Raw genomic sequence first — 26,205 nt, forward strand, 5'->3', positions numbered from 1 at the left:
TCGGATGATTTCGGTCCTCGTCGTTGACGACTCCGTGGTGGTCCGCCGGCTCATCGTCGACGCTCTCGGCGGGGCCGAGAACATCGAGGTGGTCGGCACCGCGTCCAACGGTCTGCTGGCCCAGGCGAAAATCGACCAGCTCAAGCCCGACGTGATCACGATGGACATCGAGATGCCGCAGATGGACGGCATCGCCGCCGTCAAGGAGCTGCGCAAGCGACACAAGCAGACCCCGGTGATCATGTTCAGCACGCTCTCCGCGGCCGGGGCCAGCGCGACGCTGGAAGCGCTGGCCGCCGGCGCGACCGACTACGTCACCAAGCCCAGCAACGTCGGCTCGGTGAACGAGTCCATCGCCGCGGTCCGCGAGGAGCTGGTCCCCAAGATCTACGCGCTCGGCGGCCGGCGCCGGCCGGTCGGCGTGTCGCCCGGCGTGCCGGCGGCCCCGAGCCGCCCGGCCGCGGCCCCGGTTCGCCCCGCGCGGCCGTCGCCCGCCCCGCCCCGGGCCGGCCTCCCGCCGTCGGGTCCCGGGCGGCCGGGCGTCGCACCGCCCGGTGCGGCCGCCGCCGGGCCGCGGCCGGTCAAGCGCGCCGGTGCGGGCGGCAAGGTCGACATCATCGCGATCGGCTCCTCGACCGGCGGGCCGGACGCGCTCACCAAGGTGCTGACCGCGATCCCGGCCGACCTGCCGGTGCCGATCGTGATCACTCAGCACATGCCGCCGGTCTTCACCCGGATGTTCGCCGAGCGGCTGGATCGCAGCACCCCCCTGCGCGTGGTCGAGGCCACCGACGGGATGGAGCTGATGCCCGGCAGGGCCTACATCGCTCCCGGCGACTCGCACCTGGTGCTGCACCGCCGGGGCACGGCGACGCTGACGCAGCTCAGCGGAGCGCCCCCGGAGAACTCCTGCCGACCGGCCGTGGACGTGATGTTCCGGTCGGTCGCGGGCCTCTACGGGTCGTCCGCTTTTGCCGCGGTATTGACAGGAATGGGACAAGATGGACGAGGTGGTGCGAAGGTGCTGAGAGACGCGGGTGCCGAGGTGCTGGCCCAGGACGAGGCCACCTCGGTGGTCTGGGGCATGCCGGGAGCCGTGGTCGGCGCCGGCCTGGCCGACGAGATCCTGCCGCTGGACCGGATCGCGGCCTTTCTGGTCAACCGGGTCAAGACCGGCCGGTCGGCGGCGGTGGCCCGATGACGCTTTCCCAGACCGAGTTCGCCTTCGTCTCGACGCTCGTCCGCAAGGAAGCCTCGATCGTCCTGGCGCCGGGCAAGGAATACCTGGTGGAGGCGCGCTTGATCCCGGTGGCCCGGGCGGTGGGCGCGGCCAACGTCAACGAGTTCCTCGCCGACCTTCAGCGCCGGCCCGACCCGGTGTGCCAACGCAAGATCATCGACGCGCTGACCACCAACGAGACCTCGTGGTTCCGGGACCGGGAGCCGTTCGCCGCGCTGACCGACGTGGTGCTGCCCGAGCTGATCAAGGCACGCTCGGCGACTCGCAAGATCCGGCTCTGGTCCGGCGCCAGCTCCAGCGGGCAGGAGGCGTACAGCCTGGCCATCACGCTGCAGGAGACGCTGCCGCCGGGCTGGTCCTACGAGATCGTGGGCACCGACATCTCCACCGAGATGGTCAAGCGGGCGGAGACCGCCGAGTACAGCCAGGTGGAGGTGAACCGCGGACTTCCGGCCAGCCAGCTCGTGCAGTACTTCGAGCGGGCTGGCGCGCACTGGCGGGTCACCTCACAGCTACGCAAGAACGTCTCGTTCAAGCTGTTGAACCTGACCGCGCCACTGCCGGCGATGCAGCCGTTCGACATCATCTTCCTGCGCAACGTCCTGATCTATTTCGACGTGGCGACCAAGCGGACCGTGCTGCACAACGTGGCGAAACTGCTCCGTCCCGACGGCTGGCTGTTCCTCGGCGCGGCCGAGACGACGATCGGGATCGACGACAACTACGAGCGGGTGGCCGCCGGCCGCACCTCCGCCTACCGAGTTCGTACCGGGGTGCCCGCGGGCGCCGCGAGAAGGGGATGACGTCGCATGCGTGCCATGGTGATCGATGACTCCCGCGCGATGCGCATGATCCTCAAGCGCATCGTCACCAAGCTGGATTTCGAGGCGGTGGAAGCGGGCGACGGCCAGGAGGCTCTCGACCTGCTCGCCGAGATGCCGGAGGTGCCGGATCTGGCCCTCATCGACTGGAACATGCCCAACATGAACGGGCTCGAGTTCGTCACCCACGTCCGGGCCGACCCGCGTCTGCGCGAGATGACCCTGGTCATGGTCACCACCGAGAGCGAACAGAGCCAGATCGTACGGGCGCTCGCCGCGGGCGCCCACGAGTACGTGATCAAGCCCTTCACCGAGGGCGCCATGATCGAGAAGCTGGCCCTGCTGGGCCTCGTTCCGACCGGAGCCAACTCATGAGCGTCGAAGTCGAGGTCAACGAGAACGACCTGGCCGAGATGGTGGAACAGGTCTGGGAGTCGTACCTGGACCCGGAGGGGATCAACCCGCTGATCCCCACGTACGACGAGAACCAGCCGTCCGAGGTGCACTCGTCGGTCTCCATCACCGGCTCCTGGACCGGACATGTCGTCTACGCGTGCTCCACCCAGGCCGCGCGCCGGGCCGCCGCGGCCTTTCTCGCCATGGAGCCGGACGAGGTCAGCGAGGACGACCTCTCGGACGTGCTGGGCGAGCTCGCCAACATCGTCGGCGGCAACGTGAAGGCCATGCTGCCGCCCGGCGCTTTTCTCTCCCTGCCCCAGGTGGTCCTGGCGCCGGAATCCATGGCCCGCTTCCCGAACACCGAGCGGATCAGTGGCGTGTACGGCATCTGGGACGGCGAACCCGTGTCGATTTCCATGTGGCATAGCCGCGCGGACAACAATCAGGAGGAAGGCGCATGAAGATTCTCATCGCCGACGACAGCCGGGTCATGCGGCAGATCGTGGTCCGTACCCTTCGGCAGGCCGGCTTCGGCGATCACGACCTGATCGAGGCGTCGAACGGGCGCGAGGCGTTCGACATGGCCAAGTCGGAGAACCCCGATCTGGTCCTCTCGGACTGGAACATGCCCGAGATGACCGGCATCGAGGTGCTGCGACAGCTGCGCGCGGCGGGCAACGACGTCAAGTTCGGGTTCGTCACCTCGGAGAGCACGCCCGAGATGAAGGACCAGGCCGAGGCGGCCGGCGCGCTCTTTTTCATCGTGAAGCCGTTCTCAGCTGAGCGTTTTGATGAGGTATTCGCTCCTATTTTGGGATGATTACGACATGTCCGATGTCTCGGTTCTTCCTGGCACTTTGGCCGTTCGCAACCTCTTCGAGGACCTGCTCGGCCGAGAGGTGACCGTCCACCCTGGCGATCCGATCTCCGCGGAGGAGATCGCCACCTCGACGGTCGCGATTTTCACCGACGCCTCGCAGAAGGTCTACGGCGTGCTCGGCATGGACCTGCCGCTGGCGGCGAACGCCGGCGCGGCGCTGGGTCTGCTGCCGGCCGGCGCGGCCGAGGACAGCATCGACGAGAAGCAGCTCTTCCCGAACCTCGCCGAGAACGTCTTCGAGCTGTGCAACGTCCTGACCAGCCTGCTCAACCGCGAGGGCGGCCCGCATATCAAGCTGTACCAGGTGGTCTACCCCGGCGACCCGCTGCCCGAGGACGCCCGGGCCCACCTGATGGCCCTGGGCCGGCGGGTCGACCTGCAGGTCGACGTCCACCGGTACGGCAAGGGCAAGTTCAGCCTGTCCCTCGCGCCCTGACCGAGCACATCAGCAGCGCCATCGCGGGTCCGCCTCCGGGCGGGCCCGCGATTTTTCTGGGCTAAGCAAAATCCGGGGGCGGTCGAAGCTTAGGTCGAGCAAGCAAACGGACAGGAGAAGTCATGACCTCGCCGACCTCGGGAGTTTCCGGCACTTCGGGAGCGGGCGCCGCCTCGTCTTCCAAGAGCATCGCGGACAAGAGCAAGGAGCTCGGGGACAAGGACACCTTCCTCAAGTTGCTCGTCGCACAACTGAAGTACCAGGACCCCAGCAACCCGGCCGACTCGACCCAGTTCCTGGCGCAGACCGCCCAGTTCACCCAGGTCGAGAAGCTCGGCAACATCGCCGATCTGCTCAAGTCGCAGCGCCTCGTCGGGGCGAGCGGGCTGGTCGGGCACAGCGTCACGTACATGGACGAGAACGGCGCCCGGCAGACGGGTGTCATATCGGCCGCCAAGCTCAACGGAGACAGCGAACCGACTCTGCGGATCGGGAACACGGATGTGCAGCTGTCCAAGGTCATGGAAGTCCTCACGACGGCCCTGCCGACCGGCACCTCAACCGGTCCGGCGACGGCCCCGCAGTCGGACGACAAGCAGGTCGGCCCGACGACCGGTCCCGCGACCGCCTAAGCCTGTTCCCTCTCCGTAAAGGAATTCGTTTCATGCTGCGTTCTCTCTACTCCGGCATCAGCGGCCTGCATGCGCACCAGCAGATGATGGATGTCACCGGCAACAACATCGCCAACGTCAACACCGTCGGCTTCAAGGCCAGCACCGTGCAGTTCCAGGACACGCTCAGCCAGATGATGGGAGCGGCCGGCGCCCCGCAGAACGGTCAGGGCGGCACGAACCCGGCGCAGGTCGGGCTCGGCGTGCGCAACGCCGGCATCCTGTCCAACTGGGCGCAGGGCTCGCAGGAGACCACCGGCCGGTCCGGCGACATGATGATCCAGGGCGACGGCTTCTTCGTCGTCCGCAGCGGCAACGAGAACCTGTACACCCGGGCCGGCTCGTTCACCTTCGACGCCAACGGCCTGCTCGTCAACGCGACCGGCGAGGCGGTGCAGGGCTGGACCGCCACCGACGGCGTGGTCAACTCGGCCGGCAAGCCGGACGACATCCGGATGCCGCTGGGCACCTCCATCCCGCCCAAGGCGACCGAGAACATCACGCTCAAGGGCAACCTGAGCAGTGACCCGATCCCGGACCCGAACAACCCGCCCCCGGGCGGCGTCTACGACAGCACGACTCCCTACACCACCACGATCCCGGTCAAGGTGTACGACGTCCAAGGCGCGACCAGCTCGGTCATCGCCAAGTTCACCCGCGACGAGACGACCGCGGGCAACTGGACCGTGGACCTCTTCGAGGCGGACGGGACGACGCCCCTCACCGGCGCGAACGCGGCCGTCCCGCTGACGTTCGCCAGCGGCAAGCCCGACGCTGGGACCGCACCGGACGGCGTGCTCGACTTCGGTATCTACAAGGTCGACGTCGCCGACGTCACGTCGTTCTCCGGGCTCTCCGACGCGCGGGTGTTCGACACGGACGGGCAGGCAGCGGGCGCGCTCACCTCGCTGTCGTACACGGTCTCGGACACCGGGCAGATCATCGGCGTCTACAGCAACGGGCTCAAGCAGGTGCTCGGGCAGGTCGCGATGGCGACCTTCAAGAACGTCAACGGCCTGGAGAAGACCGGCGACTCGATGTACCGCTCCACGGTCAACTCGGGCTACGCCCAGGTCGGCCAGCCGGGCAGCGCCGGCATGGGTCAGGTCATCAGCGGTGCGCTGGAGATGTCGAACGTCGACCTCGCCCAGGAGTTCACCAACCTGGTCATCGCCCAGCGCGGCTTCCAGGCCAACTCCCGCGTCATCACCACCTCCGACGAGATCCTGCAGGAACTCGTCAGCATGAAGCGCTAGTGAGTTAGCACCAAGCGTCCGGCCGGCGGCCGGGACGGGCACTGACGTGCCTGTCCCGGCCGTCGCTGTGTAGCCGTTCGGCTGCACCCGCAATGCGACCCGGCGGATCTCATGAGCAACCGTCAGGTCGCCGATCTGACAGGTGAAGACGGGCCAGGGACGGCCCACCAGCCCAGGACCACACCACCACCCAAGGACGGATGCAAGTGATCCTCGTAACCCGCATCAACGGTGCCGTGTTCGCCCTGAACCCGGACCTGGTCGAGCGCGCCGAGTGCACGCCCGACACGGTCATCACGCTGGTGGACGGCACCAAGTACGTCATCGCCGAGTCCGTGCCCGAGTTCATCGACTCGGTACGCCACTACCGCGCCTCGCTCATCGCCCAGGCGAGCCGCATGGAGGCCGAGCCCACGGCCATCGCCCCGTCGTCCCCGGACGACGATCAAGACCACGACGCCAAGGTGCTTCCGCTGCACCGGAAGGAACGCTGATGGACATCTCCACCATCGTCGGTGTAGTCGCATCCCTTGCCATCGTCTTCACCGTCCAGATCCTCGAGGGCGGCTCGCCGGCCTCGATCATCCTGATCCCGTCGATGCTGCTGGTGTTCGGCGGCGCGTTCATGGCCGGTATGGCCGGTGGCGTGCTCAAGGACGCGACCGGCATCGGCAAGCAGCTGCAGAAGGCGTTCCTGGCCAAGGTCACGCCGCCCACCCAGCTGGTCGACAACGTCGTCAAGCTGGCCGAGCGGGCCCGCCGCGAGGGCCTGCTGGCCCTCGAGGACGCGGTCAAGACCGTCGAGCACCCGTTCCTCAAGCGCGGCCTGCAGCTCGCGATCGACGGCACCGACCCGGAGGAGCTGCACGACATCCTGCACGCCGAGATCGCGGCCAAGAAGAAGGCCGACAAGGCCGGCTCCAAGCTGTTCGAGAACATGGGCGGTTACGCCCCGACGATCGGCATCATCGGCACGGTCATGGGCCTCGTGCACGTGCTCGAGAACCTGAACAAGCCGGAGACGCTCGGCCACTCGATCTCGGCGGCGTTCGTGGCGACCCTCTGGGGCGTGCTCAGCGCCAACCTGATCTGGCTGCCGATCGCCGCCCGTCTGACCCGCCTCAGCGCGGTCGAGGCGGAGGAGATGGAGCTGGTGGTCGACGGTGTGCTGGCCATCCAGGCCGGCTCCAACCCGCGCCTGGTCGCCCAGAAGCTCCGCAGCCTCCTCCCGCCGGACGAGGCCAAGAAGGCCGAGGCGGCCGCGAACACCAAGAAGGCGGCGTAACCCATGAGCTCAGGCGGCGGGGGCGCCAAACGCAGGAAGGGCCGGCACGAGGAACACGAGGAGCACGTCAACCACGAGCGCTGGCTCGTGTCGTACGCCGACATGCTCACCCTCCTGTTCGTGCTGTTCGTGGTGCTCTACTCGATGTCCGACGTCAACATGAAGAAGTTCGCCGAGCTGGCGGCCGGCCTGTCCGCGGGCTTCGGCGCGCAGAGCGCGGCCTTCTCCGGCCAGACCTCGACGCTGGACGGCGCCGGTCAGGCGGCCGAGATCGTGAAGATCGACCCGGGCGCCAACCCGGGTGACGGCAAGACCGGCACCTCGAACATGACCGAGAAGGAGAAGGCGGCGGTCAAGGCCGCCATCCAGGCCGAGGACCGGCTCAAGGCCTCCCGGAACGCCCAGGCGGCGGCCAAGGAGGCGGAGAACCTCAAGAAGATCGAGAACAAGCTGGCCGACGCGCTGGCGAAGGCCAAGCTCCTCGACTCGGTGCAATTCGTGATCGACCGGCGCGGCCTGGTGGTCACCATCGTCACCAACGAGGTGGTGTTCGCCGGCAACCGGGCCGACCTCAAGCCCGGCGGCCGGGCGATCCTCGACGCGCTGGCGCCGACGCTGACCAAGCTGAAGAACAACATCGAGGTCGACGGCAACACCAACCAGCTCAAGGCGGTCACCACGTACTACCCGAGCGGCTGGGAGCTCTCCGCGGCCCGGGCCTCGACCACCGTCCGGTACCTCTCCGGGCACGGTGTCGCCAAGAACCGGCTCAGCGCGGTCGGCTTCTCGGACACCAAGCCGCTGATCGACCCGGCCGACCCCCGGTCGATCACCATGAACCGCCGGGTGGACGTCGTCGTCCTCACCACCCTGCCGGCCGACCAGGCGGCGCTGCTGCCGGCCGCGGCGGGCCCCGACGCCAAGCTGCACACGGGCCAGACCACGGCCCAGGCCGCGGCGATCGAGAAGGCGATCCGCGAGGCGAACAGCATCACCAGCTCGACCGGCTCGACCGGTTCCACCACTACCACCACCACACACGACTGACGGGGGGATTCCGCGATGGCAGACGAGAAGAATGGCGCCGAGGCGTCGAAGAAGTCCAGCAAGAAGATGCTGATCATCATCGTGGCGGCCGTCGTGCTGCTCGGTGGTGGCGGCGGCGCGTTCTTCATGATGAAGGGCGACTCGGCCGAGGCCGAGGCGAAGACGCCGGAGAAGGGCTCGGTCACCGCGATCGAGGACGCGCTGACCATCAACCTGGCCGACAGCCACTACCTCAAGCTTCAGTTCGCCCTGCAGCAGACGGCCGACGCCGGCTCCGAGTCGGTGGACACCAGCGAGGCGATCGAGCTGGCGATCGACGAGTACACCGGCAAGACCGTCGCGGAGCTCTCCACCGAGAAGGGCCGCGAGACGATCAAGGAAGAGCTGCTCTCCAAGATCGTGAAGGCCTACACCGAGGACAAGAAGCAGATGGTCATGGGGATCTACTACACGCAGTTCGTGACCCAGTAATCGACCAGCAGGATGGGCGGGCGCACTCCGGTGAACCCGCCCATTCGCCGATCTTCGGGAGAAAACGGCCCTCGCGCTCAGCGGCTCCGGAAATGAGCCGATGGGGACGACGTGACCTCCGCTACTCGATCTCCGGGCAAGATGTCGCGTCGCGGCCACGGCGGAGGGCCGGCGCCGTACGACTTCCGTCGCCCGATCAAGCTCTCCCGGGAACACATCCGCACGCTGCAGATCGCCTTCGAGACGTACGCGCGCAGCTGCGGCACCCTGCTGACCACCCGCCTGCGCGTGGTCAGCAGCGTCACGCTCGCCGCCATCGAGCAGCTGAACTACGACGAGTACGTCGCCTCGCTCGCGAACCCCACGGTGATCGCCGTGGTGAACCTCGACCCGCTGCCCGGCACGGCGCTCATGGAGATGTCCTCCTCGGCCGTGATGACCGCTATTGACCACATGCTCGGCGGTCCCGGCGGCCCCCAGCCGGAACGCCCGCTGACCGAGGTCGAGATGCCGCTGCTGCGCGGGCTGATGGAGCGCATGCTGGGCGAGCTGCGGTACGGCTTCGAGACGCTGGTCGACATCCGCCCGAAGCTCAAAGAGATCGAGTACAACGCCCAGTTCCTGCGCGCGCACGCGCCCGGCGACGCCTGCGTGGTGGCCACCTTCGACATGAAGATCGGCGCCGAGGAGTGCCTGGCCAGCATCTGCATGCCGTTCACCATGATCCTGCCGGTGCTGTCCCGCACCGAGGCGGTCGTGCTCAGCGACAGCGAGCGCGCCAGCCGCGACCTGGCGCTGCGCAACCTCACGGCCGGTCTTTTCTCGGCCCCGATCGACGTCGCGGTGCGATTCCAGCCCATTCGCATGCGCACCGATGACATCGTGGATCTGCGTCCCGGTGACGTCGTGCCGCTGGCGCACGCGACCACCCGGCCGCTCGAGGTGACCGTCAACGAGACCGTTTTCGCTCACGCAGTTCCCGGTAATCAGGGCGCCCGCCTCGCGTGCCTCGTGGTGCCGTCGCCCCCGGAGTCGTCCAAGGAGTCTGGCCGCCCATGACCGCGCCCACCATCACCGCGTCGCAGCTGGCGCTCGCCCGGAACGCCGCACAGGCCGCCCTCGCGGTCCTGCCCACCAGCCGTGAGCTCGCCGTCGCCGCGCCGATGGCCGCGACGGCCGACATCCTGCCCGCGGGTCAGGCGGTCACGGCCAGGTTCAGCGGCGCGGCCGGCGGCGAGGTCGTCGTGGTGGTCGGCCAGGACCTCGCGGACGCGCTCAAGGAGAGCCCGCTCGGCGAGCTGGACCTGACCGCGGCCGTCCGGCCGGCCCTGGAGGCGGCGTCGCGGGTCTTCGGGCCGGTCGTTCTCGACCCCGGGCAGATCATGGAACCCGGGGTCGCGCTGAGCGCGCTGGCCGCCAAGGACGACGCCGTGCTGGTGCCGCTGGTCGAGGGCGAGGACGTACGGGCGGTGATCGCGCTCGCGCTGAGCCCCTGGCCGGACGAGGAGCCCGGACAGGTCGACGTGCCCCGCCCGGCGGCGCCCGCGCAGTCGATGATGCGTGGCGGCCTGGACATGCTGCACGACGTCGAGATGGAGGTCTCCGCCGAGCTGGGCCGCACCCGGATGAGCGTGCGGGAGCTGCTGTCGCTGACGCCGGGGGCGATCGTCGAGCTCGACCGGGCCGCGGGCAGCCCGGCCGACCTGCTGGTCAACGGCCGGTTGATCGCCCGCGGCGAGGTGGTCGTGGTCGACGAGAACTTCGGCATCCGGATCACCGAGATCGTCGCGCCGGGCGCCGAGTAGGGGTAGCGGCCTTGTTCGAGCTCGTCCTGCGGATCGGCTTCTCGCTGTTCGTCGTCCTGGGCCTGATGTGGGTGCTGGCGCGGGTGGTACGCCGGCCGCTGGGCGTGGGCCGGGCGCACGGTCAGCTCACGGTGCTGAACCGGCAGCAGCTGACCCGGGGCGCCGCCGTCACCGTGGTGAAGGTGGCCGACCGGGCGATGGTCCTCGGCGTCACCGAGCAGCAGGTCAGCTTCCTGGGCGACGCCGACATCGCCGACTTCGAATCGCACCCCGAGGAACATCGCGACACCGTCGATCTGCCGGGCGCCCATCCGCGGTCCGGCGGCGCGAGCCGCCTCGACCGGACCTTGCTCGATTTCCTCCGCGACCGGACATCGAGGCGATGACTGATGCGACGCGCGATCCTGATCCTGCTGGCCGCCACCGGGCTGGCGCTGGTGCTGCTTCCCGGCACGGCCTCGGCCGATCCCCGCCCGGCGCCCGCGCCCCCAGCAATGGTTCAAGTCGGCCTGCCGGATCGCGTGCCGCAGGCGCCGGCCCCGACCACGCCGGCCCGGCCGAGCCCGCCGAGCATCAACCTGAACGTCAACGGCACCAACCCGGACGGGAGCCGCCCGGCCTCGTCGCTGGTGATCCTGCTGGGCCTCACCGTGCTGTCGGTGGCGCCGGCCCTGCTCCTGCTGTGCACCTCGTTCACCAAGATCTTCATGGTCCTCGGGATCACCCGCAACGCGCTCGGCCTCACCAGCATGCCGCCCAACCAGGTGCTCGCCGGGCTGGCGCTCTTCCTCAGCCTGTTCATCATGGGCCCGACCGTCTCCGCCATGAACCAGCAGGGCGTCCAGCCCTACCTCCGGGGCGACAAGACTCAGTCGGTGGCCTTCCGCGACGGCGTGCAGCCGCTGCGCGACTTCATGTGGAAGACGACCCGCGAGGACGAGGTCGCCTTGATGATCAAGCTGTCCGGATCGGCGAAGCCGCGCAACAAAGACGACGTCGAGCTCACCACGCTGATCCCCGCGTTCATCCTGTCCGAGCTGCGGGCCGCCTTCATCATCGGGTTCGTCATCTTCATCCCGTTCCTGCTGATCGACATGGTGGTGTCGGCCTCGCTGATGTCGCTGGGCATGATGATGCTGCCCCCGGTGACTGTCTCCCTGCCGTTCAAGCTGCTGCTCTTCGTGCTGGTCAACGGGTGGGGGCTGATTCTCACCGCGCTCGTGGCGTCGTACCGATGAACTGGGACGTCCCGACCGCCGACCTGCTCGCCATCCTGCTGGGCGCGGCCCGGACCGGGGCCTGGCTGATGATCAGCCCGCCGTTCAACTCGCGGTTCATCCCGGGCACGGTCAAGGCGTTGCTGTCGGTCGCGCTCACCCTGCCGCTCGCGCCGTACCTGAGAGGCACCGTCCCGTCGCTGGCGACCGCCGACATCGTGGCCAGCGCCGCGCTCCAGGTCTTCGTGGGCGCCGCGCTCGGCTTCATCACCGCGCTGCTGTTCGCGGCCATCCAGGCCGCCGGCGACCTGCTCGACCTGTTCGGCGGCTTCACCCTGGCCATGGGGTACGACCCGCTGTCGCTCAACCAGAGCTCGGTGTTCGGCCGCTTCTACAACCTGGTGGCGGTCACCATCCTGTTCGCCACCGACGGCCACCAGGTGATCCTGCGCGGCTTCCTGCAGTCGTTCAAGACGATGCCGCTGAACCTCACCTTCGACCTCTCGACCTACAGCCAGTTGCTGCTCAAGGGCATCGGGGAGATGTTCCTGGCAGCGCTGCAGATCGCCGGGCCGCTGGTGGTCGTGCTGTTTCTCACCGACGTGGCGTTCGGCCTGCTCAACCGGGTGGCGCCCGCGCTCAACGCGTTCCAGCTCGGTTTCCCGGCCAAGATCTTTCTGGTGCTGCTCCTCTCCGGGATCGCCATCACCACCCTGCCGCAGGTGATCGAGGCGCTGGTGGACCGCTCGGTCACCGCCGTGCTCAAGCTCACTGGCGGCTGACTGAGCTTTCTCCGCGGCGGAAAACAACAGGAAAACCGTTGGAGAGGGAGGTGAGATGCCAGGCGAGAAGACCGAACAACCGACCCAGCAGCGGCTCAAGAAGGCCAAGCGCGAGGGTCAGATCGGCCGCAGCCAGGACATCGGCGCGTGGTTCGGCATGCTGGCGGCCAGCATCATGCTGCCCAAGACCATGGGCTCCGCGCTCGGCCACGCCCGCGAGCTGCTGGCCCGGGTGCCCCAGGTGATCGAGAACCCGGAACCGGCGCTGGCGCTGCACATGCTCAAGGACGCCGGGTTCGCCGCCGCCTGGGCCGTGCTGCCGCTGTCGGCCACGCTCATGGCGGTCGGCATCGCGGCGGCCGGCGCGCAGGGCGGCATCCGGGTCGCCACCAAGCTGTTCATCCCAAAGTTCAGCCGGCTCAACCCGCTGCCCGGGATCAAGAAGATGCTGGGCCCGCAAGCCCTCTGGGAGGGCACGAAAGCCCTGGTCAAGACCGCGGTGCTGGCCGCCGTGCTGTACACCACGACCAAGGACCTCATCCCGACCCTGATGACGGCCGGGCAACTACCGCTGGCCGCGCTCGTGTCCACCGTCAAGGACGCCACCATCGGGCTGATCCGGGCCGCCTCGGTGGCCGGCATCGTGATGGCCGCGGCCGACTACTTCGTGGTGCGCCGGCGCACCAACAAGCAACTGCGGATGACCAAGGAAGAGGTCAAGCAGGAGAACAAGAACGCCGAGGGTGACCCGCTGATCAAGGCGCAGATCCGGGCGCGGCAGATGGCCATGGCCCGCAACCGGCAGATGGCCGACGTGCCGCTGGCCGACGTGGTGCTGGTCAACCCGACCCACGTCGCAGTGGCGCTGCGGTACGAGCCCACCAAGGGCGCGCCGCGGGTGGTGGCCAAGGGATCGGGGCCGATCGCCACCAAGATCCGCGAGATCGCGGCCGAGCACCGCGTGCCGATGGTGCAGGACGTGCCCTTGGCCCGGGCGCTGCACGGCGGCTGCGACGTGGGTGCCGAGATCCCGGCCGAGTTCTACGGCGCGGTGGCGAAGGTGCTGGCGTTCGTGATGAGCCTGAAAGCGAAGGGTTCGGCTGCTGGTCTGCACCGCAACCCCTCCTCCGCCTCACAGGCCGCATAACCGAAAATTTAGGAGATTTCCTCACATGCGTCCCTCGAACGAGGGAGGATCTGGCTGATGGGTGAGCTACACCCTGTTCTCGGGAAGGTGCCGTGAAGAACCGCAACATCAGCCGGCTTGCCGTACCCATCGGGGTCATCGGCATCATCATCATGATGGTCGTACCATTGCCGACCTTCCTGCTGGACACGCTGATCGCGTTCAACATCACCGGTGCCCTGCTGATCCTGCTGACCAGCATGTTCGTGCAGCGCCCACTGGACTTCTCGGTCTTCCCGGCGCTGCTTCTGGTCGCCACCCTCTTCCGCCTGGCGCTCAACATCAGCGCCACCCGGCTCGTGCTGCGCGACGGCGACGCCGGCAAGGTCATCCATGCGTTCGGCAGCTTCGTGGTCGGCGGCAACCTCGTCATCGGCCTGGTCATCTTCCTGATCCTGGTGATCGTCCAGATGGTCGTGGTGACCAAGGGCGCCGAGCGGGTCGCCGAGGTGGGCGCCCGGTTCACCCTCGACGCCATGCCCGGCAAGCAGATGGCGATCGACGCCGACCTCAACGCCGGCCTGATCGACGAGTCCGAGGCCAAGAAGCGCCGGGCCGAGGTGGCCGCCGAGGCCGACTTCTACGGCGCCATGGACGGTGGCTCCAAGTTCGTCAAGGGCGACGCGATCGCGGCCATCATCATCACGCTGATCAACCTGGTCGGCGGCTTCGCGGTCGGCATCGCCCAGCACGGGCTGTCGGCCACCGACGCCATGAACCAGTACAGCCTGCTGAGCGTCGGCGACGGCCTGGTCTCCCAGGTCCCCGCGCTGCTGCTGTCGGTCGCGACCGGCCTGATCGTGACCCGCTCGGCCACCTCCGGCGACATGGGCTCCAGCGTCACCGCCCAGCTCAGCCAGAACAAGCTGGCGCTGCGCATCGGCGGCGGCGCGGCGCTCGCCCTCTGCGTCATCCCCGGCCTGCCCAAGGTGCCGTTCCTGCTGGTCGGCGTGGCGGTGCTGGTGATCGCGCAACGGGTCAAGGACCCGGTCCCGGAGGCCGAGGCGGCGGTCAGCGAGGCCGTCGAGATGCCCGCGCCCGACTCGCCCGAGCAGCTGCTCGGCGAGATGCGGGTCGACCCGCTCGAGCTCGCGCTCTCGCCCGACCTCGTCGACCTGGTCGACACCAGCAGCGGTGACCTGCTCGATCGGGTACGCGCGCTGCGCCGCAAGATGGCGATGGAGCTCGGCGTGATCATGCCGCCGGTGCGGACGCGCGACGACTTGGATCTGCCGCTTTCGTCGTACGCGATCAGAATTTCCGGGGTTGACGCCGGAACCGGCGAAGCTCCGCCCGGCACGGTGCTGGCGATCGGCGAGGGGCTGCAAGGGTTGCCCGGCCGCGCCGGCATCGAGCCCGTGTTCGGCCTGCCCGGCAAATGGGTGCCGGCCGAGCTGCACTATCAGGCCGAGCTCTCCGGGGCGACGGTCGTCGACCGGGCCAGCGTGATCATCACGCACCTGGCCGAGGTGGTCCGCAGCAACGCGAGCCGGCTGCTCGGCCGCGAGGACGTCCGGGCGCTGACCGAGATGGTCAAGCGCACCCATCCGGTCGTGGTGGAGGAGCTGACCCCTTCGGTGCTCAGCCTGGGTCAGATCCAGAAGGTGCTGCAGGCCATGCTGGACGAGGGCGTGCCCATTCGCGACCTGGTCCGAATCTTCGAGGCGCTCAGTCTGCGAGCGAAGGTCTCCGTCGATCCCGACGGCCTGGTCGAGGCGGCCCGTTCCGCGCTCGGCCCGGCCATCGCCGCCAGCTATGTGTCCGGCGGCCGGCTCACGGTGATCACCCTCGATCCCATGCTCGAGCAACAACTGCTCGAATCGTTGCGGCCGAGCGAGACGGGAGCCTTCATGGCGATCGACGGCTTGCGTGCCGAGGCGATCGTCAGCGAAGCCGCACGCTTGGCCGAGACCGCGGAGCAGCAGGGCCTCACGCCCGTGCTTGCGTGCTCGCCACAGCTGCGGCTGCCACTGATGCGACTGCTGCGCGCCGGCTCACGCCGGGTGCAGGTGCTGTCGTACGGCGAAATCTCTGGTTCCACAGCACAGATCGAGACGATAGGGGTGGTGAACGGTGCCTACGCGGGTGCTGCTTGAGGGACCGGCCATCGAGCCTTTGCTGGCTCAGGTACGCGATGAGTACGGCTCCGGTGTCCGGATCATCTCCGCCGACAAGGTTCGCAGTGGCGGCGTCGGTGGCTTCTTCGCGAAGCAGCATTACGAGCTTTCCGTGGAGGTTCCGGACCCGAACGAGGACAGGAATGACATGGCGAAACGTACGACGACCGAGAACGCGCACACGCTGGAGCGGCTGCTTGAGCGGGCCGAGTCGCAGGACCGGGTGGACGAGCCGGCCCGTACCGTCACGCCCGCCACCTTCGGCACGGCCCGGCCCGGGGAGACGACGTTCTCCCGGCCGGCCGCCCAGGCCCGGCCGGCCACCGCGCCGCGCCCGGCCGAACCGCCGCGCGCCCAGCCGCCGGCCGAAGTGCGCAGCCCGGACGCGGACGTCAGCCGCGGCGCCGGGCTCAGCGACACCAGCGCGGCCTTCGCCGAGCTCATGGCCGGCCTGGACGCCACGGCCGAACCCGGAATCGAGCGGACGCCGCCGAAGCCGGCCACCGCAACGCCGGCGCGTGGGGAAGACGCGCCGACGGTGCGGCCGTTCCGGCCGGCCGCGACCACCGAGACACCGGTGAACACGCCGCCGAAGGCGACGATGCCGAGCCTGGCCGAGCGGATCGGCGGACTGGCGGGGCAGGTGGAGGTCGAGCAGGACGCGCCGATCCGGGCGCCCGAGGCGGAGGCCGAGCCGGCGCCGATCACCATGCCCGAGGCGAAGCCGGCCGCCGCGATGTCGCCCGCGCACGCCGCGCCGACGGCGGACAACGAGCCGGTGATTCGCAACCTCATGTCGGTCGGCATGCCCGAGTCGATGGCCCGGCAGATCACCGGCGCCGACACGTACGCCGGGGTGCTCAGCGTGCTCGCGGCCCGGCCCTCGGCGCCCGCCGTCCCGGACGGGCCGGGCGAGATCCTGGTGCTGGCCGGCGACATCAACCTCGGCGTGCACATCGGCCGGCAGCTGCTCGACCAGATCGGCGTGCCGGAGAACCACCTGCTGCTCGCCGCCGAGTCGACGGCTGGCACCGGGCTGCACTCGTCCCGCCTGATCCCCGACCAGCTGGCGGCCGAGTCGCGGGCTGAGAAGCTGCACAACGCCGATCAGGCGTGGATCGTCGTGCTGGATGCGCCGGTGGGCGGCACCGACCCGCTGTGGGTCAACGAGATGTGCGACGCGATCGGGGCCACCGCGGTCTGGGCGATCGTCGACGCCACCCGCAAGACCGCCGACACGGCCCGCCACCTGCGGACGCTCGGTGAGGTCGAGGCGCTGGTGGTGCACAGCGTGGAGATCACCGCCGACCCGGCCTCGGTGCTCGGGCTGGACCTGCCGATCTACTCGCTGGACGGCAGGTCGGCCACCCCGCACGTCTGGGCGGCGATGCTGTGCGCCCGGATCGCGACGGACGTGATGCCGGTGGCGGCGCCGCCTCGCCGGACGTCACGCACGAGGCAGTGATCCGTCCGTCGGTCCTGCTGTTCGCGTTCGTGATCAGCGCGCCGGCCCTGTACCGATACGTGCTCGACCAGCTGGACCTCACCGACGTGCTGATCCGCTTCATCATCGCGGTGCCGATCGCGGCCCTGCTGCTGGCGGCGCTCCGCTTCGTGACGGCCGGCTACGGCCGCACCGACGACGAGGAGCCGGAGGGCACCCCCGTGACGCCCACCCCGGTGGACGTGCACGAGGTCGAGAAGCCCGCATGACGACGCCGGTGGACACCGAACGTGTCCACCGGCGTCGTTCGGCGATCAGGCGTGCACGTCCAGGCGGCCGCTGCCCGGCGTGCGCCGGGTGCTGGGCTCGGCCGGCGTCACCGGCGCGGACGGGACGGCGGATCCGGCGTCGCGGCGTCCGCCCGAGGCGTAGCCGGCCGCGGCGAACTGCTGCCGTGCCTGCTCCTGCTGGGCGGTGCCCTGCCGGAGGTCGAGCGTGCAGTTGCCGAAGCCGGAGTCCTCGAGCTCGCGCCGCAGGTCGCCCAGCGCGTCGCGCAGGGCGCCGGTGCCGGCGTCGGTGGTGCCGGTCAGCTGCAGGTTGATGTCCCCGTTGCGGATCTCGGCCACCACCTGGATCGGGCCGAGGTCGACCGGGTGCAGGTGCACGGTCAGCCGGTGCACGCCGTCGGGCTCCAGCCGCAGCGGCGCGATCCGCATCGCCACCTGGGCGGCGGCGGGCGGCGTCGGCACCGGCGTGGTGGGTGGCGGCGTGCCGGCCGCGGGGGCGGCCGGGGCGGTGGGTTGCGGTCCGGTGACACCGGCGAGGCCCGCCTGACCGAGTACGCCCGGATTGGCGGCGCCATCGGCCGCGACCCCCGGGGTCGTGGCCGGCGCGGGCGGAAGGCCGGTCGCCTCCGCGGTCGCAAGGCCGGGCGTGACCGGCTCGTCGGCGGAGGCGGCCGGCACGGGGGCCGGGGCCGGCTGGTCGCCGATGCTCGGAGTGCTGGCCGTCGACGCGTCGGCCGGTGCCGCGGTCTCGGTGCTTCCGGTTCCCAAAGCCGCCGACGCGGTGGCCGGTGTCGCCAACGCCGGGGTGGGTGCCTGGGCGTCCGGAGCCGCCGTGGCGGTGCCGGGCGGGGTCGCCTGGCCGGTGGCCGGGCCGGTCGTAGCGGCCGGTGTGCCGGTCGCGGCCTGGCCGGCCTGATCCCGAGGCTGAGGTTGTGCCGGTCCCTGCGCCTGGCCCACGGACTGCGTTGTCCCGCTGCCGGGCGCCCCGATGGTCTGGGCGGGGTCGGCGGTCGCGGCCGGCTTGCCCGAGGCGTCCCGGACCGTGCCGGCCGGCGCGGCCGGCGCGGCGGCGTCGGCGTTCGGAGGGGGCGAACCCGGTGTCGGGCCGGTGCTCGTGGCGGCGTCGGGACCCGGTGCCGACGGACCAGCGGCGACGCCGGAAACCGACGTGACGCCGGTGGCGGCGTTCGGCTTCGCGGCGTCGGCGGCGCCCGCGGAGGTCGGGGCGGTGGGCACGGGCACGGCGGGAGCGGCCGGGACCGGGCCGGGCACGGTCGCCCCAAGAGCCGGCGTGCCGGCGGCCTCGGCCGGGTCAGCGCCGTCCTTGCTCTTCGCCTCGTCCTTGTCCTTGACCTCGCCGCCGTCCTCGACCTCGGCGGTCGCGGCGGCGTGCGGGGTGTCCTCGGTTTCGCCGGCGCGCACCTGGCGGGCGCGCATCTGGTCGGTACCGGTGTCGTCCTGGCCGGCGGGGCGGCGGTTCTCGGCGCGCCGGGCGTCGGGCCGGTCGCCGGCGCCGTGCGTGGCGTCGGCTCGGTCGGATCGCTGCGCGGCCGCGCGGTCGGCGGCCGCGCGGGCCCGCCGTGCCGCCTCCGAGCGCTGCGCGGCGTTGCGCCCGGTCTCGGCCGGGGACTCCCGGTCGCGCCCAGGCTTGTCCAGCTCGGCGGAGAGCGCCGAGCCGAAGTCCTCGCCACCCTGCGAACGGTTACCGGCCCGTCGTCCGGCGTCGGGCGCGCCGGCGCGCTCCGGTCCCGTCACGGAACTCGGCATCTTCATGATTCTCCTGTTCGGGGTCGAGGGAGAGCGGGTCAGCCGCCGAGCGCGGCGAGGGCGTTCTGGACCTTCGGCACATAGGCCTGGGTCTCGGCGTACGGCGGGATGCCGCCGTACTTCTTCACGGCGCCGCCACCCGCGTTGTAGGCGGCCAGCGCCAGCGGCAGCGACTTGAACTCGCGCAGGTTGCGGGCCAGCAGCTTGGCCCCGCCGAGGATCGCCTGCTCGGGGTCGAAGGCGTTCTCGACGCCGAGGCCCTTGGCGGTGGACGGCATGAGCTGCATCAGGCCGCGGGCGCCGACCTTGCTCACCGCGCGCGGGTCGTAGCCGGACTCGACCTTGGCCACGGCCGCGAGCAGCTTCGGCGAGACGCCGTACTTCGTGCCGGCCTTGACGAACAGGTCGCCGTACGGGACGCCGGCGAGCGACCCGCTCCCGTTCAGCGCGGCCGGCCGGACCGCGGCCATGTTCTGCGCCGCGACCTGGTCGGCATCGGAGATCACCCGGCGGATGTGCGTGGGCTTCTCGTACACCTTCTGGATCTTGACGTGGTCGCCCGGCTTGGGCGCCGCGATCATCTGGTTGTTGCCCAGGTAGATGGCGACGTGGTCGACCGGCTTGTCGAAGGCCAGGATGTCGCCCGGGCGCGCCGCGGCGAGGCTCGCCACCGGCTGGCCGGCCTTGGCCTGCTGCCACGAGTTGCGCGGCAGCTGAATGCCCAGATCCGCGTACGCGCGCTGGACCAGCGCCGAGCAGTCCAGGCCCTTGCCCGGGTCGGTGCTGCCGAAGACGTACGGCGTGCCGAGGTACTTCTTGGCGGCGGACACGACGTCGTCGCCGGAGACGCCGCCGCCCGAGGTGAGCGGCCGTCCGCCGGTGGCGTCGGCGAGCAGCGAGGCGAAGGTGGGGTCGGCGCCGACGCCGGTCCTCATGGTCACCGTGCCGGCGGAGGTGGCGCCGTCCGGGCTCACCGGGTCGAGGCCGAGCTGGCCCTGCAGCTGCTGGATCCGGGAGAGCACCCCGGTCACACCCATCATCGTCATGCCGGGCTCCCCTCGGTGAGGCCGCGGGCTGCGTTGCGGGCCTTGGCGGTCACCGCCAGCTCGTCCAGGGCGGCCTGGTCGACCCGCAGGTCGTGGACGCGGACCAGCTCGGCGTGCCGCTCGGCCATCAGCTCGACGGCGCGGCGGCGCTTGGTCGCGTCGGCCAGGGCGGCCGTCCGCTCCCGCTCGACCTGCTCGGCGTCGGTCACCATGCGCTGCGCGTCGAAGAGGCCGGCCGCCAGCGACTGCCGGGCCACCAGCGAGGCGACCAGGGCGCGGGCGGTGCCCTCGTTGGGGGCCTCGGCGCCGACCAGGTTGAGGTGGCGGCGCTTCACCAGGGCCTGAGCCTCGCGGATCTCGGCGCGCGACTGGTTCACGGCGCCGCGGGCCGCGTCCTCCTGCGCCTTGCGGGCGCGGAGCACCGGGCTGAGTCGGAAGAAGCGGTTCAAGGTTTCTCTGCCTCCTAGCGGGCGGGCTTTCCCTCACCTGACCGCTTCGGCCCCGGGCCCCCATCGCTGAGCCCCTGCACCCGCATAGCAACAGAGCTGGCTGGCGTCGCCTCCGGCATCGCGGCGTTTCTTCAGGTTGCGGTGACGATGGCGTGCAGCTGCGCCCAGGCTTCCTCGGGGGTCACGCGCTCGTCGAGGTCCTGCCGGAGGAAGGCGGTGATCCGGGGCCAGATGGCGTTGGCGCGGTCGGCATCCGGGTTGGTGCCGGGCACGTAGGCGCCGATCTCGATCAGCTCGCGTACCTCGCGGTGGGCCGCCATCAGGCGGCGCAGCTCGGTGGCGTCGGCCCGCTGCTCCCGGGTGGTGATCTTGTTGGCTACCCGGGAGATCGAGTCGAGCGCCTGGACGGCCGGGAAATGGCCGGCGGTGGCCAGCTTGCGGTCGAGCACGACGTGGCCGTCGAGGATCGAGCGGGCCGCGTCGGCGATCGGCTCGTTGTGGTCGTCGCCCTCGACCAGCACGGTGTAGAGGCCGGTGATGCTGCCACGCGCGCCCGGCCCGGCCCGCTCCAGCAGCGAGGCCAGCATGGCGAAGACCGACGGCGGGTACCCGCGGGTGGCCGGCGGCTCGCCCACCGACAGGCCCACCTCACGCTGCGCCATCGCCGCCCGCGTCACGCTGTCCATCAGCAGCAGCACGTCGGCGCCCTCGTCCCGGTAGTACTCGGCGATCCGGGTGGCCACGGCGCCGGCCCGCAACCGCACCAGCGGCGCCGCGTCCGAGGTGGCGATGACCACGACCGAGCGGGCCAGGCCCTCCGGACCCAGGTCGTGCTCGATGAACTCGCGCACCTCGCGGCCGCGCTCGCCGACCAGCGCCACCACGTTGATCTCGGCCGAGGTGCCTCGTGTGATCATGCTCATCAGGCTGGACTTGCCGACTCCGGAGCCGGCGAAGATGCCGATGCGCTGGCCCCGGCCGCACGGCACGAGCGTGTCGAGAACCCGTACGCCCAAGGGCATCGGGGCATCGACCAGCTGGCGCTCCATCGCCGAGGGCGGGGCCGCCTCGATGCTCACCATCTCGCCGCGCAGCGGCGGGCCGTCGTCCATCGGCCGGCCCAGGCCGTCCAGGATCCGGCCGCGCAGATCGGGGCCGACCGCCACCCGCAGCGGGCCGCCGGTGGTGGTCACCGGGGTGCCGCCGCCGATGCCGGCGAGCGGGCCGAGCGGCAGGCAGGAGAGCTTGTCGCCGTCGATCGCGGCCACCTCGGCCAGCACCGCGTCCGGGCCGTCGCCCATCTGGAGCAGGTCGCCCACCCGGGCCGCGAGGCCGCTCACCGTCACCCGGAGGCCGACCGCGCCGATCACCTTGCCGCGGGACAGCGGCCGGGCCGCCTTCATCGCCGCCTCCATCCGGTGGCGGAACAGATCGGTCATGCGGGACCCCCAAGCGGGTTCAGAGGCGCAGCGCCTCCCGGGCACGGGCCACCGCGGCCGCGATGGTGGCGTCCACGGTCGCCATGCCGGTCTGAGCGGTGGCGTCGCCCGGGCGCAGCGCGGGGTCGGGTCGCAGGCTCACGTGCCGCCCCTCGTGGTCGAAGTCGGCGGGCCCGTCCGCGCCGACCAGCGTCTGGTAGTCGTCGGGGGAGAGGTGCACGACCAGCGTGCCGGACTCCGGCGCCGCGGCCATGGCCCGGCGCAGCGCGTCCGCGGTACGCCGTTGCGGGTCGTCCAGCGAGCGCCCGACGATCGCCTCGGCCAGCTCGAAGGCGTGCGTGAGCAGCACCTCCTGCAGTTCGGTGAAGGTCGGCATGAGCTGGGTCTCGAGCTCGGTGACGGCCCGGCCGAGCGCGTTGACGGCCTGCGCGAGGGCGGCCGCGCGCCGCTGCTCGTACTGCTGCTCGCTGATCTTGGCGCGGGCCGCGGCCTCCTCGGCGACCACCGCGGCCTCGCGCTGGCCCTGGGCCCAGCCCTCGGCGTACCCGGTGGTGCGGGCCCGCTCCTTGGCGCGTTCCAGCGCCTCGGCGCTGCCCCCGGGCTCCTCGGTGCGCAGGTCCTTGGCGAACTTGGCGGCGGCCGCGCTCTGCGCGACCGTGCCGCGGATCACCGGGTTGCGCGGGTCAGGCGATGAGCTCATCGGCCTCGCCGCCGCGCTGGACCTCGATCTGGCCGGAGTCCTCGAGCGAGCGGATGACCGAGACGATCTTCGCCTGGGCCTCCTCGACCATCTTGACCTTGACCGGGCCGAGCAGGTCGATCTCCTCGAGCAGGTTCTCCCGGCCGCGCTCGGAGAGGTTCTTGGTGACCTTGTCGCGGACGGTCTCGGGCACACCCTTGAGGGCGGTGGCGAGGTCGGCCGGCTCGACCTGCCGCAGCACCAGCTGCACCGCGCGGTCGTCGAGGTTGATGATGTCCTCGAACATGAACATCCGGCGCCGGATCTCCTCGGCCAGCTCGGGGCTGCGGGCGTCCAGGGCCTCCAGGATGAGCCGCTCGGTGGTGCGGTCGGCGCGGTTGATGATGTCGACCAGCGGCTGGAGGCCGCCGACCGTGGAGAGCTCGTCCGGTTGGAGCACGGTGGAGAGCTTGCGCTGCAGCGCCGCCTCGACCTGCCGGATGATCTCGGGCGAGGTGCGGTCCATCACCGCGATCCGGTGCGCGACCTCGGTCTGCACCTCCAGCGAGAGGCCGGCCAGGATCGACGAGGCGAGCGCCGCCGGGATGTGCGCGAGGACCAGGGCGATCGTCTGCGGGTGCTCGTACTGCACGTACGAGAGCAGCTGCCGGGGGTCGGCGTGGCTGAGGAAGTTGAACGGGATGTCGTTCATCGAGGCTTCGAGGCGGTCCAGGATGAGCGCGGCGCGCTCCTTGCCGAGGGACGCCTCAAGCAGCTCGCGGGCGTAGTCCATGCCGCCGGAGCCGGCGTACCGGGTGGTCGCCATGGCGTAGAACTCGTCCATCACGTCGTCGACGACGATCGGGTCGAGCTTGCCCAGCCGCGCGATCTCGGCCGAGATCATCTCGACCTCTTTCTCGGACATGTTCGCCAGGATCTGGGCGGAGTGTTCCTTGCCGAACTGGACCATCATGATTGCCGCTTTGCGCACGCCCGTCATGGACAGCGTGGTGAGTTGCGGTGTCGTCAACGCGTACTCCCTCAGGCCCGACCTAAGCCATCTTAAACCGCAGAACGCAGCAAAACGGGCGGCCGGCGAAAGCCGGCCGCCCGTCCGGGCTCAGTGCGTGGAGTCGGCGGCAAGCCAGCCGCGCAGCAGTACCGCCATCTCGTCGGGCTGGTCCTGCACCATCTGCTCGATCTCGCGGACCCGCTCCTGCCGGGCCTGCCCGTCCGGGTACGACTCGGGCGGGGCCTCGAGCATCTGGGCCGGGATGGCCTCGTTCAGCTCGATCAGTCGCTGCTGCTCGAGGGCGGCCTGCATGTCCTCGAGGTGCTTGCGCTCCTCGGGGGTCAGGGCCTTGCGCTTGTTCGACCGGCGGCTGGCCCGCCAGGCGAGGAAGATCAGCGCCAGCACCACGGCGGCGAGCGCCGCGGTCTTGATCAGCGTCGTCTGCTTGGCCGACTGCTCGGCCGCGGTGGCGGCGTTCAGGGCCTGCTGGGCGGCCTGGGCCGCGCTGGTGTCGAACGGCATGGCGCTGACCGCGATGGTGTCGCCGCGGCTGGCGTCGACGCCGGCCGCCGCGGTGACCAGCTGCTGCACCTGGGCCGGGTCGATGGTGCCGGCGGTGGTGCTGTCCAGCAGGACGGCCACGTTCATCCGCTTGATGCTGCCCGGGGCGCTCTTGCGGACCTCGTTGGTCTCGTTGATCGCGTTGTTCTTGACGGACTGGCTGTTCTCGTACTGGCCGGTGCCGGTCGTGCCGGTGGTGCAGCCCGGTCCGGAGATGTTGTCCGGGCCGAGGACGCCGCCGGCGCAGTTGCCGGCCCCGTTGTACGCCTCCCGGCTGTTGCTCTCCGACAGCGCCGGCAGCGACGGGTCGGAGTTGTACGTCTTGCTGGTCGTCTGGGTCTGGTCGAAGTCCAGCTCGGCGGTGGTCGTGACCACCGCGTGCCCGGGGCCGACCACGCTGTCCAGCATCTTCTGCAGCGAGGCGTTCATCCGGCTCTGGAACGCGACGGTCTGGGCCTCGTTGCCGCTGTCCGCGCCGCTGCCGACGGCCGCGCCGCCGCCGGTGGACAGGATCCGGCCGTCCGCGCCGGCCACGGTGATCTCGGTCGGGTCGAGGCCCTCGACGCTGGAGGCGACCAGGTGGACGATGGCCTGCACCTGCTGGCCGCTCAGCGGCTGGGTGCTCTTCGACGCGACCAGCACCGACGCGGTCGGCTTGTCCTGGTCGTCGGCGAAGACGTCCTTCTGCGGGATCACCAGGTGCACGGTGGCCGCCTCGACGCCCTCGATCGACTTGATCGTGTTGGAGAGCTCGCCCTCCAGGGCTCGCTGGTAGTTCGTGTGCTGCATGAAGTCGCTCGTGGTGATGCCCTGCTGGTCGAGCAGCGCGTAACCGGTGCCGGCGTCGCCGGGCAGGCCCTCGCCGCTCAGCGAAAGCCGCAGGCTGTTCACCTGGTCCTGCGGGACCATGATGGTCTGCCCGTCGTTGGCCAGCTCGTACTTCGTGTTCGACTTCTGCAGCGACTCGACGATCGCGCTGGCGTCCTTGGTCGACAGGTTGTTGAACAGGATCGAGTACGTCGGCTTCGACGCCCAGGTGGCGAAGAAGTACGCGCCGACGACAAGAGCGATCACCGCCGCGATGGTGACGGCCTTCTGACCCGGCGTGAAGGACCGGAAGGCGTCCGTGATGCGGCGAACCGGAGCGGGAAGGCGGTCCGTCATATCAGGCCTGCATCCTCATGATCTCCTGGAAGGCCTCGACGGCCTTGTTCCGGATGGCGAGCGTGAGCTGAAGTCCGAGGGACGCCTCGTTGGCGGCCATCGTGTACTGCGCCGGGTCCTGCAGCGTCCCGTCGGCGACCTGGACGGCCAGGTTGTCGGCCCTGGTCTGCGAGGCCTGCACGCCCTCCAGCCCCTTGGACAGCATGCTCACGAAGTCGTTGTTCGGTCCCGACGGGGCCGGGACGCCGGCGCTCGCGGAGAGGCCGTCGACGCCCTGGAGCGCGTCGATGCCGCCCACCGCCGAGAGACCGCTGATGGCACTGATCGGAGAGGTCATCTAGGTGCTCCTCACTTTCCGAGGTTGATCGCGGCGGTGTACGAGTCCTTGGCGCGGTCCACGACCGCCAGGTTCGCCTGGTAGGCGCGCTGGGCCATCATCATCTGGGCCATCTGGCCGCCGAGGTCGATGTCCGGCCGCCGGATGTAGCCCTCGGCGTCGGCCAGCGGGTTCTCCGGGTCGTACGCGAGGACGCCGTTGGCACTGCCGAACGCGACCCCGCCGACCTGGGCCCCGTTGCCGTCCGCCGCCTCCTGGGCGACGACGTAGCGGGCCTGGAAGGCCTTCTCGGAAGTGCGGCTGACATTGTCGATGTTGGCGATGTTGTCCGACACCGCGTCCAGCCACTTGCGGTACACGGTGACGCCGGAGCCGGCGACGCCGATCGCGTTGAACGTGCTCATTTA

General features: G+C 70.4%; 30 protein-coding genes. 21 read left to right on the forward strand and 9 right to left on the reverse strand.

The genetic code is table 11. From position 1 onward, the window contains the following. The first annotated feature begins 4 nt into the window (after nt 1–4). From ACFQS1_RS08150 to ACFQS1_RS08250, 21 genes are all read left to right on the forward strand, one after another. Nucleotides 5–1,201 carry a protein-glutamate methylesterase/protein-glutamine glutaminase gene (locus tag ACFQS1_RS08150; RefSeq protein ID WP_378965578.1) on the forward strand — a complete coding sequence of 399 codons (1,197 nt, stop codon included), beginning with the start codon at nt 5–7 and terminating at the stop codon, nt 1,199–1,201. Further along, nucleotides 1,198–2,043 carry a CheR family methyltransferase gene (locus ACFQS1_RS08155; protein ID WP_378965579.1) on the forward strand — a complete coding sequence of 282 codons (846 nt, stop codon included), beginning with the start codon at nt 1,198–1,200 and terminating at the stop codon, nt 2,041–2,043. Before ACFQS1_RS08150 ends, ACFQS1_RS08155 begins: the two co-directional genes overlap by 4 nt. Before the next feature lie 15 nt (nt 2,044–2,058). Then, entirely contained in the window at nt 2,059–2,436 is a 378-nt protein-coding gene (locus ACFQS1_RS08160; protein WP_378965580.1) for a response regulator, read from the forward strand. Further along, a complete protein-coding gene (locus tag ACFQS1_RS08165; protein WP_378965581.1) occupies nt 2,433–2,921 on the forward strand; it encodes a chemotaxis protein CheX in 489 nt (162 codons plus the stop codon). Before ACFQS1_RS08160 ends, ACFQS1_RS08165 begins: the two co-directional genes overlap by 4 nt. Beyond that, nucleotides 2,918–3,280 (forward strand): response regulator, encoded by a 363-nt coding sequence (locus ACFQS1_RS08170; protein ID WP_378965582.1) that lies wholly within the window; start codon nt 2,918–2,920, stop codon nt 3,278–3,280. Before ACFQS1_RS08165 ends, ACFQS1_RS08170 begins: the two co-directional genes overlap by 4 nt. A 7-nt stretch (nt 3,281–3,287) precedes the next feature. Continuing rightward, nucleotides 3,288–3,776 (forward strand): hypothetical protein, encoded by a 489-nt coding sequence (locus ACFQS1_RS08175; protein ID WP_378965583.1) that lies wholly within the window; start codon nt 3,288–3,290, stop codon nt 3,774–3,776. Nucleotides 3,777–3,898: 122 nt separating this feature from the next. After that, nucleotides 3,899–4,408, forward strand: a complete 510-nt coding sequence (locus ACFQS1_RS08180; RefSeq protein ID WP_378965584.1) for a flagellar hook assembly protein FlgD — start codon at nt 3,899–3,901, stop codon at nt 4,406–4,408. 32 nt (nt 4,409–4,440) lie between these two features. After that, nucleotides 4,441–5,703 carry a flagellar hook protein FlgE gene (locus tag ACFQS1_RS08185; protein ID WP_378965585.1) on the forward strand — a complete coding sequence of 421 codons (1,263 nt, stop codon included), beginning with the start codon at nt 4,441–4,443 and terminating at the stop codon, nt 5,701–5,703. 200 nt (nt 5,704–5,903) lie between these two features. Continuing rightward, complete coding sequence (locus tag ACFQS1_RS08190) at nt 5,904–6,197, forward strand: flagellar FlbD family protein (RefSeq protein WP_378965586.1); 294 nt, start codon at nt 5,904–5,906, stop codon at nt 6,195–6,197. Further along, the gene (locus ACFQS1_RS08195; protein WP_378965587.1) at nt 6,197–6,988 is read left to right on the forward strand and encodes a motility protein A; all 792 of its coding nucleotides are present in this window, start codon (nt 6,197–6,199) and stop codon (nt 6,986–6,988) included. Before ACFQS1_RS08190 ends, ACFQS1_RS08195 begins: the two co-directional genes overlap by 1 nt. A 3-nt stretch (nt 6,989–6,991) precedes the next feature. Then, nucleotides 6,992–8,035 (forward strand): flagellar motor protein MotB, encoded by a 1,044-nt coding sequence (locus tag ACFQS1_RS08200; protein ID WP_378965588.1) that lies wholly within the window; start codon nt 6,992–6,994, stop codon nt 8,033–8,035. A gap of 15 nt (nt 8,036–8,050) precedes the next feature. Next, nucleotides 8,051–8,506, forward strand: a complete 456-nt coding sequence (locus ACFQS1_RS08205) for a flagellar basal body-associated FliL family protein (protein WP_378965589.1) — start codon at nt 8,051–8,053, stop codon at nt 8,504–8,506. A 111-nt stretch (nt 8,507–8,617) separates the two neighbouring features. Then, nucleotides 8,618–9,565, forward strand: coding sequence for a flagellar motor switch protein FliM (locus ACFQS1_RS08210; protein WP_378965590.1), 948 nt, complete (start codon nt 8,618–8,620; stop codon nt 9,563–9,565). Then, nucleotides 9,562–10,311: a flagellar motor switch protein FliN gene (fliN, locus tag ACFQS1_RS08215; RefSeq protein ID WP_378965591.1), complete on the forward strand. Its 750-nt coding sequence runs from the start codon at nt 9,562–9,564 to the stop codon at nt 10,309–10,311. Before ACFQS1_RS08210 ends, fliN begins: the two co-directional genes overlap by 4 nt. 11 nt (nt 10,312–10,322) lie before the next feature. After that, nucleotides 10,323–10,697, forward strand: a complete 375-nt coding sequence (locus ACFQS1_RS08220; RefSeq protein WP_378965592.1) for a FliO/MopB family protein — start codon at nt 10,323–10,325, stop codon at nt 10,695–10,697. Nucleotides 10,698–10,700: 3 nt separating this feature from the next. Continuing rightward, on the forward strand, nt 10,701–11,549 hold the full coding sequence (gene fliP / locus ACFQS1_RS08225) for a flagellar type III secretion system pore protein FliP (protein ID WP_378965593.1): 849 nt from the start codon (nt 10,701–10,703) through the stop codon (nt 11,547–11,549). Next, the gene (locus ACFQS1_RS08230) at nt 11,546–12,310 is read left to right on the forward strand and encodes a flagellar biosynthetic protein FliR (protein ID WP_378965594.1); all 765 of its coding nucleotides are present in this window, start codon (nt 11,546–11,548) and stop codon (nt 12,308–12,310) included. The genes fliP and ACFQS1_RS08230 overlap by 4 nt, the downstream gene beginning before the upstream one ends. 55 nt (nt 12,311–12,365) lie before the next feature. Then, nucleotides 12,366–13,457 (forward strand): EscU/YscU/HrcU family type III secretion system export apparatus switch protein, encoded by a 1,092-nt coding sequence (locus tag ACFQS1_RS08235; protein ID WP_378965595.1) that lies wholly within the window; start codon nt 12,366–12,368, stop codon nt 13,455–13,457. Nucleotides 13,458–13,549: 92 nt separating this feature from the next. Then, entirely contained in the window at nt 13,550–15,592 is a 2,043-nt protein-coding gene (gene flhA / locus ACFQS1_RS08240) for a flagellar biosynthesis protein FlhA (protein WP_378965596.1), read from the forward strand. Further along, nucleotides 15,570–17,078, forward strand: coding sequence for a flagellar biosynthesis protein FlhF (locus ACFQS1_RS08245; protein ID WP_378965597.1), 1,509 nt, complete (start codon nt 15,570–15,572; stop codon nt 17,076–17,078). Before flhA ends, ACFQS1_RS08245 begins: the two co-directional genes overlap by 23 nt. Beyond that, nucleotides 17,075–17,326: a hypothetical protein gene (locus ACFQS1_RS08250; protein WP_378965598.1), complete on the forward strand. Its 252-nt coding sequence runs from the start codon at nt 17,075–17,077 to the stop codon at nt 17,324–17,326. The genes ACFQS1_RS08245 and ACFQS1_RS08250 overlap by 4 nt, the downstream gene beginning before the upstream one ends. 45 nt (nt 17,327–17,371) lie before the next feature. Here ACFQS1_RS08250 and ACFQS1_RS08255 read toward each other — a convergent pair whose 3' ends face one another. From ACFQS1_RS08255 to ACFQS1_RS08295, 9 genes are all read right to left on the reverse strand, one after another. Beyond that, entirely contained in the window at nt 17,372–19,111 is a 1,740-nt protein-coding gene (locus ACFQS1_RS08255; RefSeq protein ID WP_378965599.1) for a flagellar hook-length control protein FliK, read from the reverse strand. A gap of 38 nt (nt 19,112–19,149) precedes the next feature. Continuing rightward, nucleotides 19,150–20,157 carry a transglycosylase SLT domain-containing protein gene (locus ACFQS1_RS08260; RefSeq protein WP_378965600.1) on the reverse strand — a complete coding sequence of 336 codons (1,008 nt, stop codon included), beginning with the start codon at nt 20,155–20,157 and terminating at the stop codon, nt 19,150–19,152. Next, a complete protein-coding gene (locus ACFQS1_RS08265; protein ID WP_378965601.1) occupies nt 20,154–20,606 on the reverse strand; it encodes a flagellar export protein FliJ in 453 nt (150 codons plus the stop codon). The genes ACFQS1_RS08260 and ACFQS1_RS08265 overlap by 4 nt, the downstream gene beginning before the upstream one ends. Nucleotides 20,607–20,737: 131 nt before the next feature. Then, on the reverse strand, nt 20,738–22,045 hold the full coding sequence (locus ACFQS1_RS08270; protein WP_378965602.1) for a FliI/YscN family ATPase: 1,308 nt from the start codon (nt 22,043–22,045) through the stop codon (nt 20,738–20,740). Between the two features lie 19 nt (nt 22,046–22,064). Next, nucleotides 22,065–22,745, reverse strand: a complete 681-nt coding sequence (locus tag ACFQS1_RS08275) for a FliH/SctL family protein (protein WP_378965603.1) — start codon at nt 22,743–22,745, stop codon at nt 22,065–22,067. Further along, nucleotides 22,729–23,754 carry a flagellar motor switch protein FliG gene (gene fliG, locus ACFQS1_RS08280; protein ID WP_378965604.1) on the reverse strand — a complete coding sequence of 342 codons (1,026 nt, stop codon included), beginning with the start codon at nt 23,752–23,754 and terminating at the stop codon, nt 22,729–22,731. Before fliG ends, ACFQS1_RS08275 begins: the two co-directional genes overlap by 17 nt. 90 nt (nt 23,755–23,844) lie before the next feature. Beyond that, nucleotides 23,845–25,461: a flagellar basal-body MS-ring/collar protein FliF gene (gene fliF, locus ACFQS1_RS08285; RefSeq protein WP_378965605.1), complete on the reverse strand. Its 1,617-nt coding sequence runs from the start codon at nt 25,459–25,461 to the stop codon at nt 23,845–23,847. 1 nt (nt 25,462) lies between these two features. Continuing rightward, complete coding sequence (gene fliE, locus ACFQS1_RS08290; RefSeq protein WP_378965606.1) at nt 25,463–25,798, reverse strand: flagellar hook-basal body complex protein FliE; 336 nt, start codon at nt 25,796–25,798, stop codon at nt 25,463–25,465. A gap of 11 nt (nt 25,799–25,809) precedes the next feature. Then, entirely contained in the window at nt 25,810–26,202 is a 393-nt protein-coding gene (locus ACFQS1_RS08295) for a flagellar basal body rod protein FlgC (RefSeq protein ID WP_378965607.1), read from the reverse strand. Nucleotides 26,203–26,205: the final 3 nt, after the last annotated feature.

Origin of the sequence: Paractinoplanes rhizophilus (assembly GCF_042664765.1) — a bacterium.
Lineage (GTDB): Bacteria > Actinomycetota > Actinomycetes > Mycobacteriales > Micromonosporaceae > Actinoplanes > Actinoplanes rhizophilus.

Bases quoted from the DNA above. Each gene is read 5' to 3' on its own strand.
- ACFQS1_RS08165 (WP_378965581.1), top strand. From the start codon at position 2,433: ATGAGCGTCGAAGTCGAGGTCAACGAGAACGACCTGGCCGAGATGGTG.
- ACFQS1_RS08255 (WP_378965599.1), bottom strand. From the start codon at position 19,111: ATGCCGAGTTCCGTGACGGGACCGGAGCGCGCCGGCGCGCCCGACGCC.
- ACFQS1_RS08150 (WP_378965578.1), top strand. From the start codon at position 5: ATGATTTCGGTCCTCGTCGTTGACGACTCCGTGGTGGTCCGCCGGCTC.
- ACFQS1_RS08200 (WP_378965588.1), top strand. From the start codon at position 6,992: ATGAGCTCAGGCGGCGGGGGCGCCAAACGCAGGAAGGGCCGGCACGAG.
- fliE (WP_378965606.1), bottom strand. From the start codon at position 25,798: ATGACCTCTCCGATCAGTGCCATCAGCGGTCTCTCGGCGGTGGGCGGC.
- ACFQS1_RS08175 (WP_378965583.1), top strand. From the start codon at position 3,288: ATGTCCGATGTCTCGGTTCTTCCTGGCACTTTGGCCGTTCGCAACCTC.
- ACFQS1_RS08230 (WP_378965594.1), top strand. From the start codon at position 11,546: ATGAACTGGGACGTCCCGACCGCCGACCTGCTCGCCATCCTGCTGGGC.
- ACFQS1_RS08235 (WP_378965595.1), top strand. From the start codon at position 12,366: ATGCCAGGCGAGAAGACCGAACAACCGACCCAGCAGCGGCTCAAGAAG.
- fliF (WP_378965605.1), bottom strand. From the start codon at position 25,461: ATGACGGACCGCCTTCCCGCTCCGGTTCGCCGCATCACGGACGCCTTC.
- ACFQS1_RS08295 (WP_378965607.1), bottom strand. From the start codon at position 26,202: ATGAGCACGTTCAACGCGATCGGCGTCGCCGGCTCCGGCGTCACCGTG.
- ACFQS1_RS08160 (WP_378965580.1), top strand. From the start codon at position 2,059: ATGGTGATCGATGACTCCCGCGCGATGCGCATGATCCTCAAGCGCATC.
- ACFQS1_RS08260 (WP_378965600.1), bottom strand. From the start codon at position 20,157: ATGACGATGATGGGTGTGACCGGGGTGCTCTCCCGGATCCAGCAGCTG.
- ACFQS1_RS08170 (WP_378965582.1), top strand. From the start codon at position 2,918: ATGAAGATTCTCATCGCCGACGACAGCCGGGTCATGCGGCAGATCGTG.
- ACFQS1_RS08155 (WP_378965579.1), top strand. From the start codon at position 1,198: ATGACGCTTTCCCAGACCGAGTTCGCCTTCGTCTCGACGCTCGTCCGC.
- fliN (WP_378965591.1), top strand. From the start codon at position 9,562: ATGACCGCGCCCACCATCACCGCGTCGCAGCTGGCGCTCGCCCGGAAC.
- ACFQS1_RS08190 (WP_378965586.1), top strand. From the start codon at position 5,904: ATGCAAGTGATCCTCGTAACCCGCATCAACGGTGCCGTGTTCGCCCTG.
- ACFQS1_RS08185 (WP_378965585.1), top strand. From the start codon at position 4,441: ATGCTGCGTTCTCTCTACTCCGGCATCAGCGGCCTGCATGCGCACCAG.
- ACFQS1_RS08275 (WP_378965603.1), bottom strand. From the start codon at position 22,745: ATGAGCTCATCGCCTGACCCGCGCAACCCGGTGATCCGCGGCACGGTC.
- ACFQS1_RS08270 (WP_378965602.1), bottom strand. From the start codon at position 22,045: ATGACCGATCTGTTCCGCCACCGGATGGAGGCGGCGATGAAGGCGGCC.
- fliP (WP_378965593.1), top strand. From the start codon at position 10,701: ATGCGACGCGCGATCCTGATCCTGCTGGCCGCCACCGGGCTGGCGCTG.
- ACFQS1_RS08180 (WP_378965584.1), top strand. From the start codon at position 3,899: ATGACCTCGCCGACCTCGGGAGTTTCCGGCACTTCGGGAGCGGGCGCC.
- ACFQS1_RS08195 (WP_378965587.1), top strand. From the start codon at position 6,197: ATGGACATCTCCACCATCGTCGGTGTAGTCGCATCCCTTGCCATCGTC.
- ACFQS1_RS08205 (WP_378965589.1), top strand. From the start codon at position 8,051: ATGGCAGACGAGAAGAATGGCGCCGAGGCGTCGAAGAAGTCCAGCAAG.